At 58.8% G+C, this 14,604-nt stretch carries 11 protein-coding genes; 8 read left to right on the forward strand and 3 right to left on the reverse strand.

From position 1 onward, the window contains the following. The first annotated feature begins 11 nt into the window (after positions 1 to 11). Positions 12 to 200 carry a DUF2613 domain-containing protein gene (locus tag AT687_RS10600; protein WP_004567290.1) on the forward strand — a complete coding sequence of 63 codons (189 nt, stop codon included), beginning with the start codon at positions 12 to 14 and terminating at the stop codon, positions 198 to 200. Next, positions 201 to 3,278 carry a DUF3367 domain-containing protein gene (locus AT687_RS10605; RefSeq protein ID WP_014319468.1) on the forward strand — a complete coding sequence of 1,026 codons (3,078 nt, stop codon included), beginning with the start codon at positions 201 to 203 and terminating at the stop codon, positions 3,276 to 3,278. On the opposite strand, the gene AT687_RS12210 is transcribed toward AT687_RS10605, so the two are convergent. Further along, on the reverse strand, positions 3,170 to 4,309 hold the full coding sequence (locus tag AT687_RS12210; RefSeq protein WP_014319469.1) for an acyltransferase family protein: 1,140 nt from the start codon (positions 4,307 to 4,309) through the stop codon (positions 3,170 to 3,172). The genes AT687_RS10605 and AT687_RS12210 overlap by 109 nt on opposite strands. 12 nt (positions 4,310 to 4,321) lie before the next feature. Here AT687_RS12210 and AT687_RS10610 point away from each other — a divergent pair, with 12 nt between their 5' ends. After that, positions 4,322 to 5,416: a PorA family protein gene (locus AT687_RS10610; RefSeq protein ID WP_014319470.1), complete on the forward strand. Its 1,095-nt coding sequence runs from the start codon at positions 4,322 to 4,324 to the stop codon at positions 5,414 to 5,416. Beyond that, positions 5,407 to 6,819: an MmpA family trehalose lipid delivery protein gene (locus AT687_RS10615; protein WP_014319471.1), complete on the forward strand. Its 1,413-nt coding sequence runs from the start codon at positions 5,407 to 5,409 to the stop codon at positions 6,817 to 6,819. Before AT687_RS10610 ends, AT687_RS10615 begins: the two co-directional genes overlap by 10 nt. Here AT687_RS10615 and AT687_RS12215 read toward each other — a convergent pair. Further along, positions 6,702 to 7,826, reverse strand: coding sequence for a glycosyltransferase family 4 protein (locus tag AT687_RS12215; RefSeq protein WP_014319472.1), 1,125 nt, complete (start codon positions 7,824 to 7,826; stop codon positions 6,702 to 6,704). The two genes, AT687_RS10615 and AT687_RS12215, sit on opposite strands and share 118 nt — an antisense overlap. A 71-nt stretch (positions 7,827 to 7,897) precedes the next feature. Between AT687_RS12215 and AT687_RS10620 the strand changes: the two genes are divergently transcribed. After that, positions 7,898 to 8,632 carry a class I SAM-dependent methyltransferase gene (locus tag AT687_RS10620; protein WP_014319473.1) on the forward strand — a complete coding sequence of 245 codons (735 nt, stop codon included), beginning with the start codon at positions 7,898 to 7,900 and terminating at the stop codon, positions 8,630 to 8,632. Between the two features lie 24 nt (positions 8,633 to 8,656). On the opposite strand, the gene AT687_RS10625 is transcribed toward AT687_RS10620, so the two are convergent. After that, entirely contained in the window at positions 8,657 to 10,495 is a 1,839-nt protein-coding gene (locus AT687_RS10625; protein WP_014319474.1) for a phosphoenolpyruvate carboxykinase (GTP), read from the reverse strand. A gap of 456 nt (positions 10,496 to 10,951) precedes the next feature. Between AT687_RS10625 and trmB the strand changes: the two genes are divergently transcribed. The 3 genes from trmB to AT687_RS10640 are packed head-to-tail and all read left to right on the forward strand — an operon-like array spanning position 10,952 to position 14,603. Continuing rightward, entirely contained in the window at positions 10,952 to 11,731 is a 780-nt protein-coding gene (trmB, locus tag AT687_RS10630; protein WP_014319475.1) for a tRNA (guanosine(46)-N7)-methyltransferase TrmB, read from the forward strand. After that, positions 11,728 to 12,348 (forward strand): NYN domain-containing protein, encoded by a 621-nt coding sequence (locus AT687_RS10635; RefSeq protein ID WP_014319476.1) that lies wholly within the window; start codon positions 11,728 to 11,730, stop codon positions 12,346 to 12,348. The genes trmB and AT687_RS10635 overlap by 4 nt, the downstream gene beginning before the upstream one ends. Before the next feature lie 14 nt (positions 12,349 to 12,362). Beyond that, positions 12,363 to 14,603: an MMPL family transporter gene (locus tag AT687_RS10640; protein ID WP_014319477.1), complete on the forward strand. Its 2,241-nt coding sequence runs from the start codon at positions 12,363 to 12,365 to the stop codon at positions 14,601 to 14,603. The last annotated feature ends 1 nt before the right edge of the window (position 14,604 follow it).

Here is a 14,604-nt window from a genome sequence, read left to right on the forward strand (position 1 = left end):
GAGTAGTGCGCATGGCCTTTGATTCCGATTCATTAAACCGACGCACCCTTGGACCGGCAATTGCCAGCGCAGTTTTAGGGATCGCGCTCGGAGTTGTTGCCGTAATCGGAGCGTCCATGGTGGACTCCTCACCACAAGGAACACACATAAGCTCTAACGATGCTCTTTTAGGCGACCCAGAGTACGGATCCCGCAACTAAATGCCACACCTCGTGGGCTGGATACTGGCCGCCCTCTTCAGCTTCCTACAACCGTGGGGACTTATCGCAGCCGACACCAAACACGACCTCGTGGCTAACCCCCGCCAGTTTCTCGGCGGTGCACTCCACGCTTGGAGCGACACGTTCCCCCTAGGCCAAGTACAAAACCAAGCCTATGGGTATTTATTTCCCCACGGACTTTTCTTCCTCATCACAGATCCACTACCCGACTGGGTAGCGCAGCGCCTATGGTGGACCATTGTGCTTGGGGTGGGATATTCCGGCACCCTAATACTGTTGCGCCGTCTCCTCCCCCAGGCCCCCGCCACAGTAATAATGCTTGCCGCCGGCGCTTATGCGTTATCGCCTCGGATTCTCACCACGCTTACGGCGATCTCCTCGGAAGCCTGGGTGGTAGCACTCGCCCCGTGGATCCTCTGGCCGCTTATGCGGCAGGACTTGAAGCGCTGCCACGTGGCGGCGTCGATAAGCGCCGTAGCGTTGTTAGGAGCCGTAAATGCCACCGCCACCCTAGCCGCCAGTGTTCCTGCCGGCCTCTACCTTCTTTGCTACCGACGCTGGCGGCGCCTGCTGCTATGGCTTGGTGGGGCGATAGCAGTAAGCCTGTGGTGGATCGTCCCGCTGCTGGTGTTGGGCCGCTATGCGCCACTGTTTACCGACTACATCGAAAGCGCGGCGGTCACCACTCACTGGCTCAGCCTGCCTGAAGTCCTACGTGGCACAACCAGCTGGACTCCCTTCGTCGACATAGAACGCGTCGCTGGGCACGAGCTCGTGACCAATCCGCTACTTATCGTGTGCACGCTGGCGGTCGCCGGCCTCGGCATGATCGGGCTACTACGCGCGCCACGATGGTGGACGCTCCTGCTTTTCACCGGCTTACTCATCATGGGCGGCGCTCACCTTTGCACAGGGCTTCTCGACGGCCCCGGCGCGGCCCTGCGCAACATCCACAAGTTCGACCCCCTCGTGCGCCTACCGCTGGTTATTGGCTTGGCCTACGCGCTTCATTCCCTACAGCTCAAACGTCTTCCGGCTGCGGTTCTTGCTGGATTGGTGGTACTTGGTTCGATGGCTCCTGCATGGTCTGGGCAGCTACTGCCCCAGGGTGCTTACCGTGAGGTGCCACAGTATTGGAAGCAAGCAGCTGAGCTAATTAATCGCGAGGGTGCTCATACCCGCACGCTGGTGCTGCCTGCGGCGAGCTTTGCACGCCAGACGTGGGGATGGACGCGTGACGAGCCACTGCAGCCGTTGTTGCAGGTCCCGTGGGTGGTGCGCGACGCGGTGCCGCTGGTGCCACCGGAGACCATCCGTGGGCTTGATGGTGTGTTGAGTGCTGTTGATAAAGGCGCCGTGGATCATCTGGGCGATCAGTTACGAAGAATCGGCGTAGGCATTGTGGTTATCCGTCACGATCTCGTGGCACCACATAGTGGGGACGCGACCTTAACCATGATGCGCTCGCAGTTTCCGGATATTGAAGTCCACACGTTTGGTTCGGGGAAAGAGCGTGTCGACGTAGCCATCCTTGACCGCCAGGCCCATGGGTATCTCACCGACAAACTCACCCGTGTTGCCGGCGGTGGTGAGGCATTAAGCCTGCTCGGCCCTGGTGATTTTATCTTGAGCGACTCCGACGCAGAGATCGTCACCGATACCCCGATGTTGGCTGCTCGCAATTATGGTGCAGCCCGTCGTGCGATCTCCGCGCCGCTTGCTACCGAAGCCGAAGGTAAGGACGTAGGCAACCCCGTGCGCGACTACCCTTCGGCTGCTCGCGCCACACGCGTGGTGGAACGCGGTGGGCATGTGGTGGCATCGTCATCGGCCGCCGACGCTACTGCTTTTGGTGGCGCAGACCCCACGAGATCTATCACCGCAGCTGTTGACAACGACCCCGATACCGCATGGTTTGCAGCCCCAGGAGATCGTCATCCGTGGCTCGAACTACAGGCCGAGAGCCCCGACCCTCATCTTGAACTGCGCATTACCGGCAAGGCCGGAAAAGTAATCATACGCAGCAACAATGCTCATGTCGCCGCCGATATGCGCCCAGGTGTTCCCACCACCATCCGTATACCAGGCGGAGCCACTAACCGCGTGCGCATCGAAGTCGCCCCAGGCATGGGCATTGCCTCAGCGCAGCTTATCCACTCCCCCATCACGCGAACCCCCACCCTGCCGCCGGCAGGACCCAGTGCGCACACCTTCTTATTCCAAAAAGTGATGGTAGATACCGGCCTGCTCAACCGCGGCTTTGAAACCGCACGCCCTATCGAAGTCACCCTATCTGCCTCGCACTGCGAGCGCACAATCACTATCGACCAAGTCACCTACGCTTGCGGTGAGCGCTTCCTCCTGCCCGCCGGCTACCACGAGCTATCTACCAGATCAGATTGGGTGCGCCTTTCTGGGGACGGTAAGGCTGGTTTTGTTGATCTCAACGGTGACTCTGTTTTTGTGACCACCCAAGCTGCCAATCGTGGCATGCGTGCATTCATCGGTGATCATGAGCTCACCCCCATCACCGTCAACGCAGGTGGCCAAGGGTTTATCGTTCCTAAGGCATTAGCCACCGACGATGTGCTTGATGTGATTCGCTTCGAGTTCGCCGGTGAACACACCTACCGTCGCGGCCTTGCCGGCGGGCTTCTCCTCGGGATAGTGGTACTGGGTGCCTGCGCGGTATCCATCTGGCGATCCCGTAAACATGCATCGAGTGATACTCATGCTGCTGAGGCTTTCACCCCTGAGGTACCAACATGGATCGTAGTGACAATCGGATTAGGAGCAGTAACAGCCGCAAGCGGTTGGCTAGGGCTGCTAGCCGCAGGAATAGCTGCTGGCATCTCCGCCACTCGTTTTGTTCGACGCTCCTTTGTTATCGCAGCATGCTGTGTTGTTGCTGCCATGTGGATGGCAAGAGCCCCGTGGCCTGATTCCCATTACTTTGATGTGAGTACCTGGGCTTCGCTTGTGTTTGCGTTGGGGATGGGTGCGTTGTTGCCTCGGTGGCGAAGCGAAAAACGCCCCACTGATTCCACGAGCTCGTAGCTAATCCATGCCACCACAACGCTGATTGCGGCACACAGGAGGAAAACGAGGCCGGTGTTGCTGGAAAACACCTGCAATGTGGTGACCTCGAAAAGCACGGTCAGCACTGGCAAGTGCCAGAGAAACAGGGAATAGCTCCAGCGCCCCACGCTCAGCATGGGGCGAGTGGTGAGTATGCGATTAGGCAACGATCGGGGCGCGCCCCAGATACAGGGAGCGATAATCAGCGCTGCGAACACAGTGCCGGCTGCGATCTTTCTGATAAATTCCGCCGGCGTGGGGTGAATCAACCCGAGGGGGCCGTACCATTGTTGCCCTGCTAGCCACGCTACTGCTAGTCCAGCAAGCCACCAGAGCCAGCCGTGGCGAATGATCCATCTGTGTTGTTCCAGCTCCGCAGCGCACAGGCCCACAACAAACCACGGCAGGTAGGACATGGGCCAGAGTTGGAAGTTGACCCCTCCCCACACATCGGTGGGCCAGGGGATGGCAGCCCACCCAAAACCTGCTAGCGCAAGACCAAGGTAGCTGGGGATTTTATAGCGTTGTGGTATGCGAATAAGCAGGGGTAAGAGCAGGTAGAAGGCTACTTCGACGCTGAGCGACCATAGGTGGGTTAGCCCACCGACAAGGGCGTGGGGCAGGTAGATCTGGGTAAGAGTAAAGGTGGCTAGGATGGTGTACCAAGGGGTACCGAATGCGTTGGGGAGCAGGGCAAAGACGATGGCGCAGCATGCCCAGTAGGCGGGCAGGATGCGTTGGGCGCGGCGTCGATAGTAGTGCTTGTGGTTGCCGCGGGCGAGGAGGAATGCGGATAGGGCGAAGAAAACCGCGACAAAGAAATCGAATCGGGCCAGTATTGCGCCAGCTGGTGTGCGTTGGTCGATACCTGATTGGAATGCCGCGTGGGTAGCTAACACGCCGAGTGCCGCCACGGCGCGTAGACCCTCTAGCTGGGGCAAGAACCGTGGTGGTTGCGAGGTTAGGTACGATTGAGACACTCCCACGGATCCTAGTCGAAAGTTGAGCACACAAGGGTGAAGATGAAACCTCGCCTCAGCCCCTCTGGCATTGCGTTTGTTACTGCTGCCGTGTTGTTTATTATGGCGGCCGTCGTTCCGGCGTTGGTGACGGCGCTGCTCAAGCCGATCCCTGTGGGTATTGCGCGTTCTATTACTACCCAGCCGGCGGCGACGGTGATGGTAGATCCTGCGTGTGCGGGGGCGTCGCCACTGTCGTGCCCGCATGTGGAAACGACCACCCAGCTGCGTCGTGAGGTAACAACGAACAAGACGGAGGTGCGCGATGAGGTGGATTTGCGTGTCGACGAATCCTTGCGGCGCACAGACACCAACGAGGACATCATTACTATCGACGATTCCCTCCGCCTGATCAGACACTCCACCTATCCTGTTATCGACTCCACAAGCCACATGAAGGTGAAGTCTCAGGCGTTAAACCTCAACTTTGATACCGGCGATTTCGCCCGCGATGGTTTGCAATACTTCTTCCCCTTCCACACGGAGCGGCGTTCGTATCAGTTCTTTGACCCGATCGCACAAAAGACCTGGCCGTTGGACTATGTGCAGCAAGATAATGGCGAGTATGTGTTCACTCAGACTGTTCCTGCGACCAACTTGGTCAAGGCCGCCACGCGTTCTTATACGCAGCCGGATGACATCTCCGATGAGCATTCCACGCAGGCACAGGCCTCGGATCTTAGCCCTGAGCAGCAAAAGCAGTTGGCCGCAATGCAGGTGACGGATCCTCAAGGCTCGGCGCTGCTCACACCGTACTATGCGACGACGCGCACGCTGTGGGTGGAGCCAAAAAGTGGTGTGGTGGTCAACCAAGAAGAAGATGTTTTTATGTTCTACGCGGGTTCGCAGCGCGAGGCGGATCGCATTGCAGCTTCCGGCCATGACGATGAGCTGGCCAAGGAACGCACGATTTTGCGCACCTCTTTGAACTGGGATGCGGATACCCAGGCGAATGCTCGCGCGGAGGCCCGCCCGACGGTAGTGGCGTTAAAGGCTGCCCGCGTGGGTGGCTTCTTGGTCAAGATGGCTGGTGTGGCAGCGCTGATCATCGGTGTGCTTTTGGCTTCTCGACGCCGCAGCGAACCCCAATGCCGCTAGTCGTAGGCTGGGCAGCAGCTCTTATCACGGCACTTTTGTGGCCGTTTCTGATGCCCCACGACGGCATGCTGGCGTTGCGGGACATGGTGGTTATCGACCGCCCAGCGCTGAGCGAAAACGCCTTGGGCTGGGGAAATCTGCCCGCCCGTAATGCTCCTCAAGATGGGCTGCTGGCGATTATCGGCCAGATCATTCCAGCACCATGGACTGTGCGCGTGGCGCTGCTTGCCGCTGCTATTGGCGGTGCGGTGGGCGCTGCACGCTTGGGTCAATCGCAGTGGCAGCGTATCGCTGCGATAACCGTGACCTTATGGAATCCCTTTGTGGTGGAGCGCCTTTTACAGGGCCACTGGTCGTTGGTGATCGCCGCGTGGCTGGTTCCTCTGTTGCTTGGTCAGGGGCGTTTGGTGGCGTTGTGGGTGGCGTCGATAACGCCCACGGGTGCTGTTCTGGGCGCGGTGATTGCGGCGGTGTCTGCTCCCACTCGAAGGCTGCGCTTGGTGGTTATGGCGATCAGCGCGGTGTTGTTTCTGCCGTGGTTGTTGCCCAGTATGATCGCGCCTCCTGCGGGTGTGACGGATGTATTCTTTCCCCGTGCGGAGGGCTATGTGGGCCGGTTGGGTGCGTTTGTGGGACTTGGTGGCATATGGAATGCGGAGGTGATACCGCCTTCGCGGGAGTCCGGCTTTGCCATCGCGGGAATTATATTGTGCGCAATCACGGTGTGGTACGCTCCCCGCCGTTATCAGCTCCTAGCCCTTGTAGGGGTGGTGGCCATGTATGCGGTTACACCCTGGACGTTGACGCACATCCCAGGTGTTTTGCTGTTTCGCGATTCCGCCAAGCTCAGCATGTTGTTGCTACCAGCGATGATCTATGGTGCTGCACGTATCCGCCCCCGCCCACTGATTGCCGCGGCGATCCTTGCGGCACTTCTTCAAGTTCCCGACGCACCCCTTGCGGTCCGCCCGCTTGCCCCCGTGGCGCAGCCTGAACTCCCGCGAACCACGGGAAAGCTACTGATCGTCGATTCCCACGGGCTTGTCAGCTATCAGGGCCGCACGATCGTCGATCCCCGCATCAAGGCCAATGCCACGGTGGAATCCGGTGCGCTCAGAGTCGATGGCCAGCTTATCGACGCCCCCTCCCCCGCCTACTCCCAAGCAACCGCCGCCTGGCACCGCGGCGATATTAACTACCTGCGGGAACAAGGAATCACAGCTGTGATCGACCACGACAAGTTCACCCCCATCGCCGATTCCACGCCCCAGCGAACCGCTGGTTTTTATCTCGGATTGGGCTGCTTAGTACTGTGGGCTGCGGCTGGAATCTGCGGCTGCGCAATCACGCGCAGAAACTCGCGACCAGTATCTTCCCACGAAAACGTTGAAGCGAAATCATAAGCACGTCGCCCCAACTCATCGCGATAGCGTTGGTCTGAGAGCAACTGGCGGATAGCGCACGTAAGCTGAGCGGGAGTTTCCACCAACACCCCACCGCCACGCACCGAATCCCTAAGGCCACCAGAATGGGAATAGCCAACAGTAGGCACCCCGTGCTGACCAGCCTCAATTACGGCGAGCCCCCACCCCTCTTTCCGCGAGGGCATCACATGTACGGCAGCCTGCGCCAACAACGCATGCTTGTGATCTTCTGCCACCTGACCATGGAAGATCACTCGATCGGCCACGTCACGTGCATATTCTCGTAGTTGCGGCTCCCACCAACCTGAACCAATAATGTCGAGCACCACCCCATCGAGTTCGCGCACTACATCGATGGCATGCTCGATCTGCTTATGCGGCACCAACCGCGACAAGGTGACAAGGTGGGGGCCTGCTACCGGCGGCAGATTCATTGGAGCCGGAGGATCATCTATTCCATTGCGCACAATAGTAATGTTGCCTGCGGGGACACCAAGTTCCACTAACTCGTCGCGACTCGGCTCCGACACCGTCACATACCGCACACCCCGATGTACCCACGGGGACACCTTCGATTCAATAAACCAGCCCAGGCGCGCAACAAGCGGACCAGCCACATCCCACTGCCGGCGATGACAATGGTGGGTAAGCAGGATCGTCGGCACGCCCGAAAACACCCGAGCAAAAAACGGAATCCCATTCTGGGTATCCACCACCACATCCACCCCACGCAGCCGACCAATCCCCAGCCGCCCCATAAGCTGCGCCACCGCAGCCAGAACATAGACCGAATACTTGCCGCCCGCGTACTGGTACTCCACCCCGTCACGCACGGCGCGTCGCGACGCATCCGTATGGCGCGCCGTCCGAAAAATCACCTCATGCCCAGCCGCCACCAAATACTTTGCAATGTGCTCCAAGTAGCGCTCACTGCCACCGCCTTGGGGGTGGGTGGTGTCGCGCCAGCAGAGTAACAAAATCCTCATATCAGCCTCCATCGTAGGCGCTCGCCCCACAACCAGCCCGTTTTTGTAGGGATTGTGCCAAGATAAAGGGCATGCATTTCGCCACTTTGCGACGCTCCCTCCGCCTACTGCGCAGCTTCACGTACGAGCAGACGGATCCCGACCGTTTCTATTCGTTGTTGGCGCAAGACACTCGGGACCTCGTGGATCATGTGTGCAACAAGGTGGGGATTCAGTATCAGTCGGTTCTCGATGTCGGGGGTGGTCCAGGATATTTTGCCGATGCCTTTAGCCCGAAGCGGTATGTGAGCGTGGAGCCCTCGGCAGGCGAGATGGCTGCGGCGGGGATCACGGTGGCGCAGGCGGTTCGTGCGTCGGGGTCAGCGCTGCCGTTTCCGGACTCAACTTTTGATGTGGTGTTGTCCTCCAATGTGGCGGAGCATGTTCCAGACCCGTGGACGATGGGTGAAGAAATGCTCCGCGTTGTACGCCCTGGTGGTGTGGTGATTCTAAGCTATACCGTCTGGTTGGGACCGTTCGGCGGGCATGAGACGGGCTTATGGCAGCACTATGTTGGTGGTGCCTTTGCCAGAGATCGGTATGCCCGCAAACATGGGCATCTTCCTAAAAACGTATTCGGTTCTTCGTTGTTTGCAGTTAGTTGCGCCGAGGGGCTGCGCTGGGGTGTGAGCACTGGCCAGTTGGCGTTGGCGTTTCCGCGTTATCATCCGCGCTGGGCGTGGTGGCTGGTTCGGGTGCCGGTGCTGCGGGAGTTTTTGGTGAGCAACCTAGTGCTGGTGATACAAAAAGGTGGCTCCCTTACATAAGGAAGCCACCTAGGGAGTAATGCTTTAGGATTCAGCTGCTGCTACGCGAGCTTTGAGTGCCTCGAATTGTTCGAGGACCTCAGCCGGAACCGCGGAGCCCTTAGAGCCTAGGAACGCGAGGTATTCTTCGTTGTCGGCAAGGTCGCCCTTCCATTGTGCGGCTGGAGCGGACAGTGCCTCGCGGATGTCCTCGATTGGGGTGTCTAGGCCGGTGAGGTCCAAGTCTTCCACGCGGGCGGTGTAGCCGGCGATGGTTTCGTCTGCTTCGACGCGGCCTTCAATGCGGTCAACGATCCACTTGAGAACGCGGCTGTTGTCGCCGAAGCCTGGCCACAGGAAGCGTCCGTCGTCGCCACGGCGGAACCAGTTGACCAAGAAGACCTCAGGCATCTTGTCGCCGCCCTTCTTGCCCATGTCAATCCAATGCTGCAGGTAATCCGCTGCGTTGTAGCCAATGAATGGCAGCATGGCCATAGGATCGTGGCGCAGTGCGCCGACGGTGCCTTCTGCGGCGGCGGTCTGACCGGAGGACAGCAGGGCACCGATCATGGTGGCATGATCCCAGTTGTGCGCCTGGGATACCAGCGGGACGGTGTCTGGGCGGCGGCCACCGAACAAGATTGCAGAGATCGGCACACCCTGTGGGTCGTTGTACTCTTCTGCGGCGACTGGGCACTGTTCCAGCGGGACGCAATAGCGGGAGTTCGGGTGGCTGGATGGCTGGCTGCTTTCTGGGGTCCAGTCGTTGCCCAACCAGTCAGTGAGGTGCTCTGGCATGTTCTCCAAGTCTTCCCACCAGATGTCGCCGTCGTCGGTAAGCGCAACGTTGGTGAACAAGGTGTTGCCTGGTTCCATGGTGCGCATAGCGTTGGGGTTGGAGGAGTAGTTGGTGCCAGGAGCAACACCGAAGAAGCCGTTTTCTGGGTTGATGGCGTAGAGGCGGCCGTCTTCGCCGAAGCGCAGCCATGCGATGTCATCGCCAACGACCTCGGCGGACCAGCCGTCGATAGTGGGCTGAAGCATTGCGAGGTTGGTCTTGCCACATGCTGATGGGAAGGCAGCAGCGATGTAGTAGACTTTCTTTTCTGGGGAGGTGAGCTTCAGAATGAGCATGTGCTCAGCCATCCAGCCTTCTTCCTTAGCCATGACGGAAGCGATACGTAGGGCGTAGCACTTCTTAGCCAAGATGGCGTTTCCGCCGTAGCCGGAACCGTAGGACCAGATTTCCTTGGTCTCTGGGAAGTGAGTGATGTACTTTTCCTCGTTGCATGGCCATGCCACATCTTCTTGGCCCGGCTCCAGAGGTGCGCCCACGGAGTGCAGGCATGGAACGAAGGAGCCGGTGTCGCCGATCTTGGCCAGTGCTTCTGCGCCCATGCGGGTCATGATGCGCATGGAGAGCACAACGTACTCAGAGTCGGTGAGCTGTACGCCTAGCTTGGGGGCTGGGTCGTTGATAGGACCCATGCAGAAAGGCACGACGTACATGGTGCGGCCCTTCATGGAGCCACGGAAACGCTCGGTGAGCTCGGCTTTCATTTCCGCTGGGTCTGCCCAGTGGTTGGTAGGACCTGCACCTTCTGGGGTTGGGGTGCAGATGAAGGTGCGGGACTCTACTCGGGCAACGTCGGCTGGGTTGGAACGAGCCAAGAAGCTATTGGGGCGCTTCTCTTCGTTGAGACGGATGAGAGTACCGGACTCTACCAATTGAGTTGTCAGGCGGTCCCATTCCTCTTGGGATCCGTCAGCAAAAACAACTCGGTCCGGCTGGAAAAGCTCGACGTTTTCCGCAATCCAATTCAGCAGTACTTCATTTTTGGTGGGTGCTTCACCCTCAAGGCCCTTAATGGACACGGTGGACATCGCTTCTCCTGACATAGTTTCGCGTGTCAATTGACAGTTCTTCCACCCCACACAGTAGCCAGAAGATGAACAGCAAATGACAATGCAGTGAGAGATACACGTCACAAAATAGTCTATCCGCGGAGCACACCCCCAGAAACCACAGGTAAACGATCACGTCTGATGTCTTCGTATTGAAACAATTTGCCCCCTTCAGGGGGTAACACGTTACAGAAGATCAACACGCAACCCATCAGACCTCCACGATTTGTACGCGCTACCACACTGATTATCGCGCATCGCACGCATATTAGGTTGCCCTATGTTCAGCTTTCCGAACAACTGGACATATCCACATTCAGTGCAGTAAATCTGCGAATACCCTACCCCCTCCCATGTCACTATTTTCACACCCGTCACATATTTATCACCTGTCTGATATTGAACTAATCACAACCGAGGGGCACAATAGTCGGGATGTCTAATACTGATAATTCTGATAAGAACACCAAGCCCACCGGCTATCGTCCGCCACAAACGGACTTCAACACCGAGTTCGGCAACAACCTCGATTACCCACGCCTTGGCTCTGTCAGCTTCCGCCGCGGCACTCTCACCGACAACCAAGAATCCCTCTGGGACGCCAACTGGCCCATCCTAGGCAAGGACCTCACCGACGCCGAGGACCAGCGTATCGACGTCGCCGAGTGGTTCGGTCGCAGCGGACACAAGACCATCCTCGAGATCGGTTCCGGCACCGGCACCTCCACGGCGGCCATGGCACCACTAGAAGCCGACACCAACATCATCGCCGTCGAACTGTACAAGCCAGGTCTTGCCAAGCTGCTCGGTGCAGTCGTGCGCGGCGACATCTCCAACGTGCGCATGATCCGCGGCGACGGCGTTGAAGTACTCACCCGTATGTTCCCCGAGGAAAGCCTCGACGGTGTGCGTATCTACTTCCCAGACCCTTGGCCTAAAGCCCGCCACCACAAGCGCCGCATCATTCAGTCCGGCGTGCTCAACCTGATCGCGTCACGCCTCAAGCCAGGCGGCGTTCTGCACGTGGCAACCGACCATGCCGACTACGCCGAGTGGATTACCGAGCTCGTCAACGTAGAGCCACAGTTGGAGTTCATGGGTTGGCCATGGGATGAGTGCCCACAGCTAACCAATCGACAGGTGATCACCAAGTTCGAAGGCAAGGGCTTGGATAAGGACCACACCATCACAGAGTTCCTGTGGAGGCGCAAGTGAGCCGGCTGCTACTCGTATGGGATGCCCCCAACCTTGATATGGGTCTAGGAGCGCTGCTCGGCGGTCGCCCCACCACTGCTCATCGTCCGCGTTTCGACGCCATCGGTCGCTGGTTGCTGGCCAAGGCAGGCGAACTCGCACATACCACGGGCTCCAAGGTGGAATCAGAAGCCACGGTGTTTGCCAACGTGGTACCAGGCTCTGCCGATAGCATTCGTTCGTGGGTCGAGGCCCTACGCAATGTCGGTTTCGCAGTGTTTGCCAAGCCGAAGCTGCGGGATGACACGGATGTGGACCCCGACATGCTTGCCCACATCCGCAAGCGTTTTGAGGAAAGCGATCTGGCAGGGGTGATCGTCGCAAGTGCTGATGGCCGCAACTTCCAAGAGACGTTGGACGAGCTGGCGTCGGCAGGCGTTGCCATCACGGTGATCGGCTTCCACGAGCACGCCACGTGGGCACTTGCCGACGACCGCATCACCTTCGTCGACCTGGAGGAAATCCCCGGCGTCTTCCGCGAGCCACTACCACGTGTTAGCCTCGACAACCTCCCCGAAGAGGGAGCCTGGCTCAAGCCCATCCGACCGCTCAGCGCTCTGCTTTCCAAGAGCAAATAAGAGAGGAAACCCGTATGTTCTCTCGCTGGGGAGACTTTTCATACCGCCACCGCAAGGTCGTACCTATCGTCATTGTGGCGCTGATCCTCGCCGTGTACACGCTCTTCGGCGCACGCTTGGCGGATCGAATGAGCCAAGAAGGCTGGGAAGACCCTGGTTCTTCGTCCGCACAAGCCGCCGCTATTGAGCGCGATACCTTCGGCCGCGACAACAATGGCGATGTGATTTTGCTCTTCACAGCGAAAGACGGCATCGCGCACAGCCCAAGCTTTGACAAGATCAAGAAGTATCTCGACTCCTTGAAAACCGATCACAGCGACCACGTCGATGCCGTCACCTCCTACTTTGACAAGCGCAACGCGCAACTCATCTCTAAGGACGGCACCACCGCCTTCGCGGCTGTCTCGCTGCGTGGCGACGGCGAACAAACCCTCAAGGACTTCCGTGCCATCGAATCCGATCTGCACCCCCAGTTCCCAGAGGTCACCGTCCAGGTAGCCGGATCCACCGCCGTGGCCGACGCCCTCGACAAAGGCATGTCCGGCGACATCAAACGCGCAGAAGTAGTAGCCCTGCCCGTCGTCGCCGTGCTCCTGCTCATCGTTTTCGGCTCGGTAGTAGCCGCAGGCATGCCACTGATCGTGGGCATTTTGTCCATCTTGGGATCCTTGGGCGTGCTGTCCATCTTGGCAGGCTTTGTGCAGGTCAACGTGTTCGCACAGAGCGTGGTCACCCTCCTAGGACTTGGCCTTGCTATCGACTACGGCCTGTTCATGGTGTCCCGCTTCCGTGAGGAGCTCGACGCCGGCAGACCCATCCCCGATGCGGTACGCATCACCACCGCCACCGCCGGCAAAACGGTAACGTTCTCCGCGGCTATGGTCGCAGTGGCACTGTCTGGACTTTTGGTGTTCCCACAGGCCTTCCTCAAATCCGTCGCCTACGGTGCGATCAGCGCCGTGGGTCTAGCAGCACTGTTGTCCATCACCGTCCTGCCAGCGCTTTTTGGCATGCTGGGCAAAAACATCGACAAGTGGACGCTGCGCCGCACCTCCCGCAAGGCTACGTCGTTACGCTCCACCGCGTGGTACCGCATTCCCGCATGGGCCATGAAGCACTCCACGCTGGTCACCGTCGGAATTGTTGCAGTACTACTGGGACTTACTTTGCCGCTTGCCGGCGTGAAATTTGGCGGTATCAACGAAACCTACCTGCCACCGAACAACACGGTGCGCACAGCACAAGCCTCCTTTGACGAGAACTTCCCGCACTTCCGCACCGAACCCATCAAACTCGTGATCACCGGTGCAACCAACCAACAGCTCGTCGACGTGTATCAGCAGGCCAACAAGGTCGAAGGCCTCACCGATCGTTTCAAGCCCAGCTCGGCCACCAAGGACGGCACCACGGTCCTATCCGCCGGCATTGAAAACCGCGAGGACAACGCCAAGGTCGTAGAGCAACTACGGGCTATCGACGCTCCCGAGGGCGTATCCGTCTACATCGGCGGCACCCCAGCAATGGAAGTCGAATCCATCGAGGCGCTCTTTGACAAGCTGCCATGGATGGCGATCTACATCGTCACTGCCACATTCTTGCTGATGTCGCTCGTATTCGGCTCCATGATCTTGCCAGCCAAGGCCATCATCATGACCATCCTAGGTTTGGGCTCCACCTTGGGAATCCTGACCGCCATGTTCGTTGACGGTGTTGGCTCCTCGCTGTTCAACTTCTCCGCCGGCCCACTGATGAGCCCCGTTCTCGTGCTCATCATGGCCATCGTCTACGGACTATCCACCGACTACGAGGTCTTCCTAGTCTCTCGCATGGTGGAAGCCCGCGCCAAAGGCGAATCCACCGACGAGGCCATCAAGTACGGCACCGCACACACCGGTGGCATCATCACCGCGGCAGCTTTAATCATGATCGTGGTCTGCGGCGCCTTCGGGTTCTCTGAGATCGTGATGATGAAGTACATCGCCTTTGGCATGGTCGTAGCATTGCTTTTCGACGCCACCATCATCCGCATGATGCTCGTCCCAGCCGTTATGCATCTCCTGCGCGAAGACAACTGGTGGGGCCCCGCTTGGCTGAAAAAGATGCAAGTCTCCGAGGGTGGTTCCACTGAACACGACCCGCTTCACCATCTCACCGTAGACTTGGATACAGCTGGACGATCCGGACGCACCGTTAAAGACGATGCCGAGCTAGTCCCATTTTCCGAACTGATGAAACGACTGAGTGAAGAATCCTAAG

Source organism: Corynebacterium diphtheriae, from assembly GCF_001457455.1.
GTDB classification, from domain to species: Bacteria; Actinomycetota; Actinomycetes; order Mycobacteriales; family Mycobacteriaceae; genus Corynebacterium; species Corynebacterium diphtheriae.

Coding starts and splice junctions, on each gene's coding strand:
- AT687_RS10600 (WP_004567290.1), top strand. CDS start 12: ATGGCCTTTGATTCCGATTCATTAAACCGACGCACCCTTGGACCGGCA.
- AT687_RS10620 (WP_014319473.1), top strand. CDS start 7,898: ATGCATTTCGCCACTTTGCGACGCTCCCTCCGCCTACTGCGCAGCTTC.
- AT687_RS12215 (WP_014319472.1), bottom strand. CDS start 7,826: ATGAGGATTTTGTTACTCTGCTGGCGCGACACCACCCACCCCCAAGGC.
- AT687_RS10625 (WP_014319474.1), bottom strand. CDS start 10,495: ATGTCCACCGTGTCCATTAAGGGCCTTGAGGGTGAAGCACCCACCAAA.
- AT687_RS10605 (WP_014319468.1), top strand. CDS start 201: ATGCCACACCTCGTGGGCTGGATACTGGCCGCCCTCTTCAGCTTCCTA.
- AT687_RS10615 (WP_014319471.1), top strand. CDS start 5,407: ATGCCGCTAGTCGTAGGCTGGGCAGCAGCTCTTATCACGGCACTTTTG.
- AT687_RS10640 (WP_014319477.1), top strand. CDS start 12,363: ATGTTCTCTCGCTGGGGAGACTTTTCATACCGCCACCGCAAGGTCGTA.
- AT687_RS10610 (WP_014319470.1), top strand. CDS start 4,322: ATGAAACCTCGCCTCAGCCCCTCTGGCATTGCGTTTGTTACTGCTGCC.
- trmB (WP_014319475.1), top strand. CDS start 10,952: ATGTCTAATACTGATAATTCTGATAAGAACACCAAGCCCACCGGCTAT.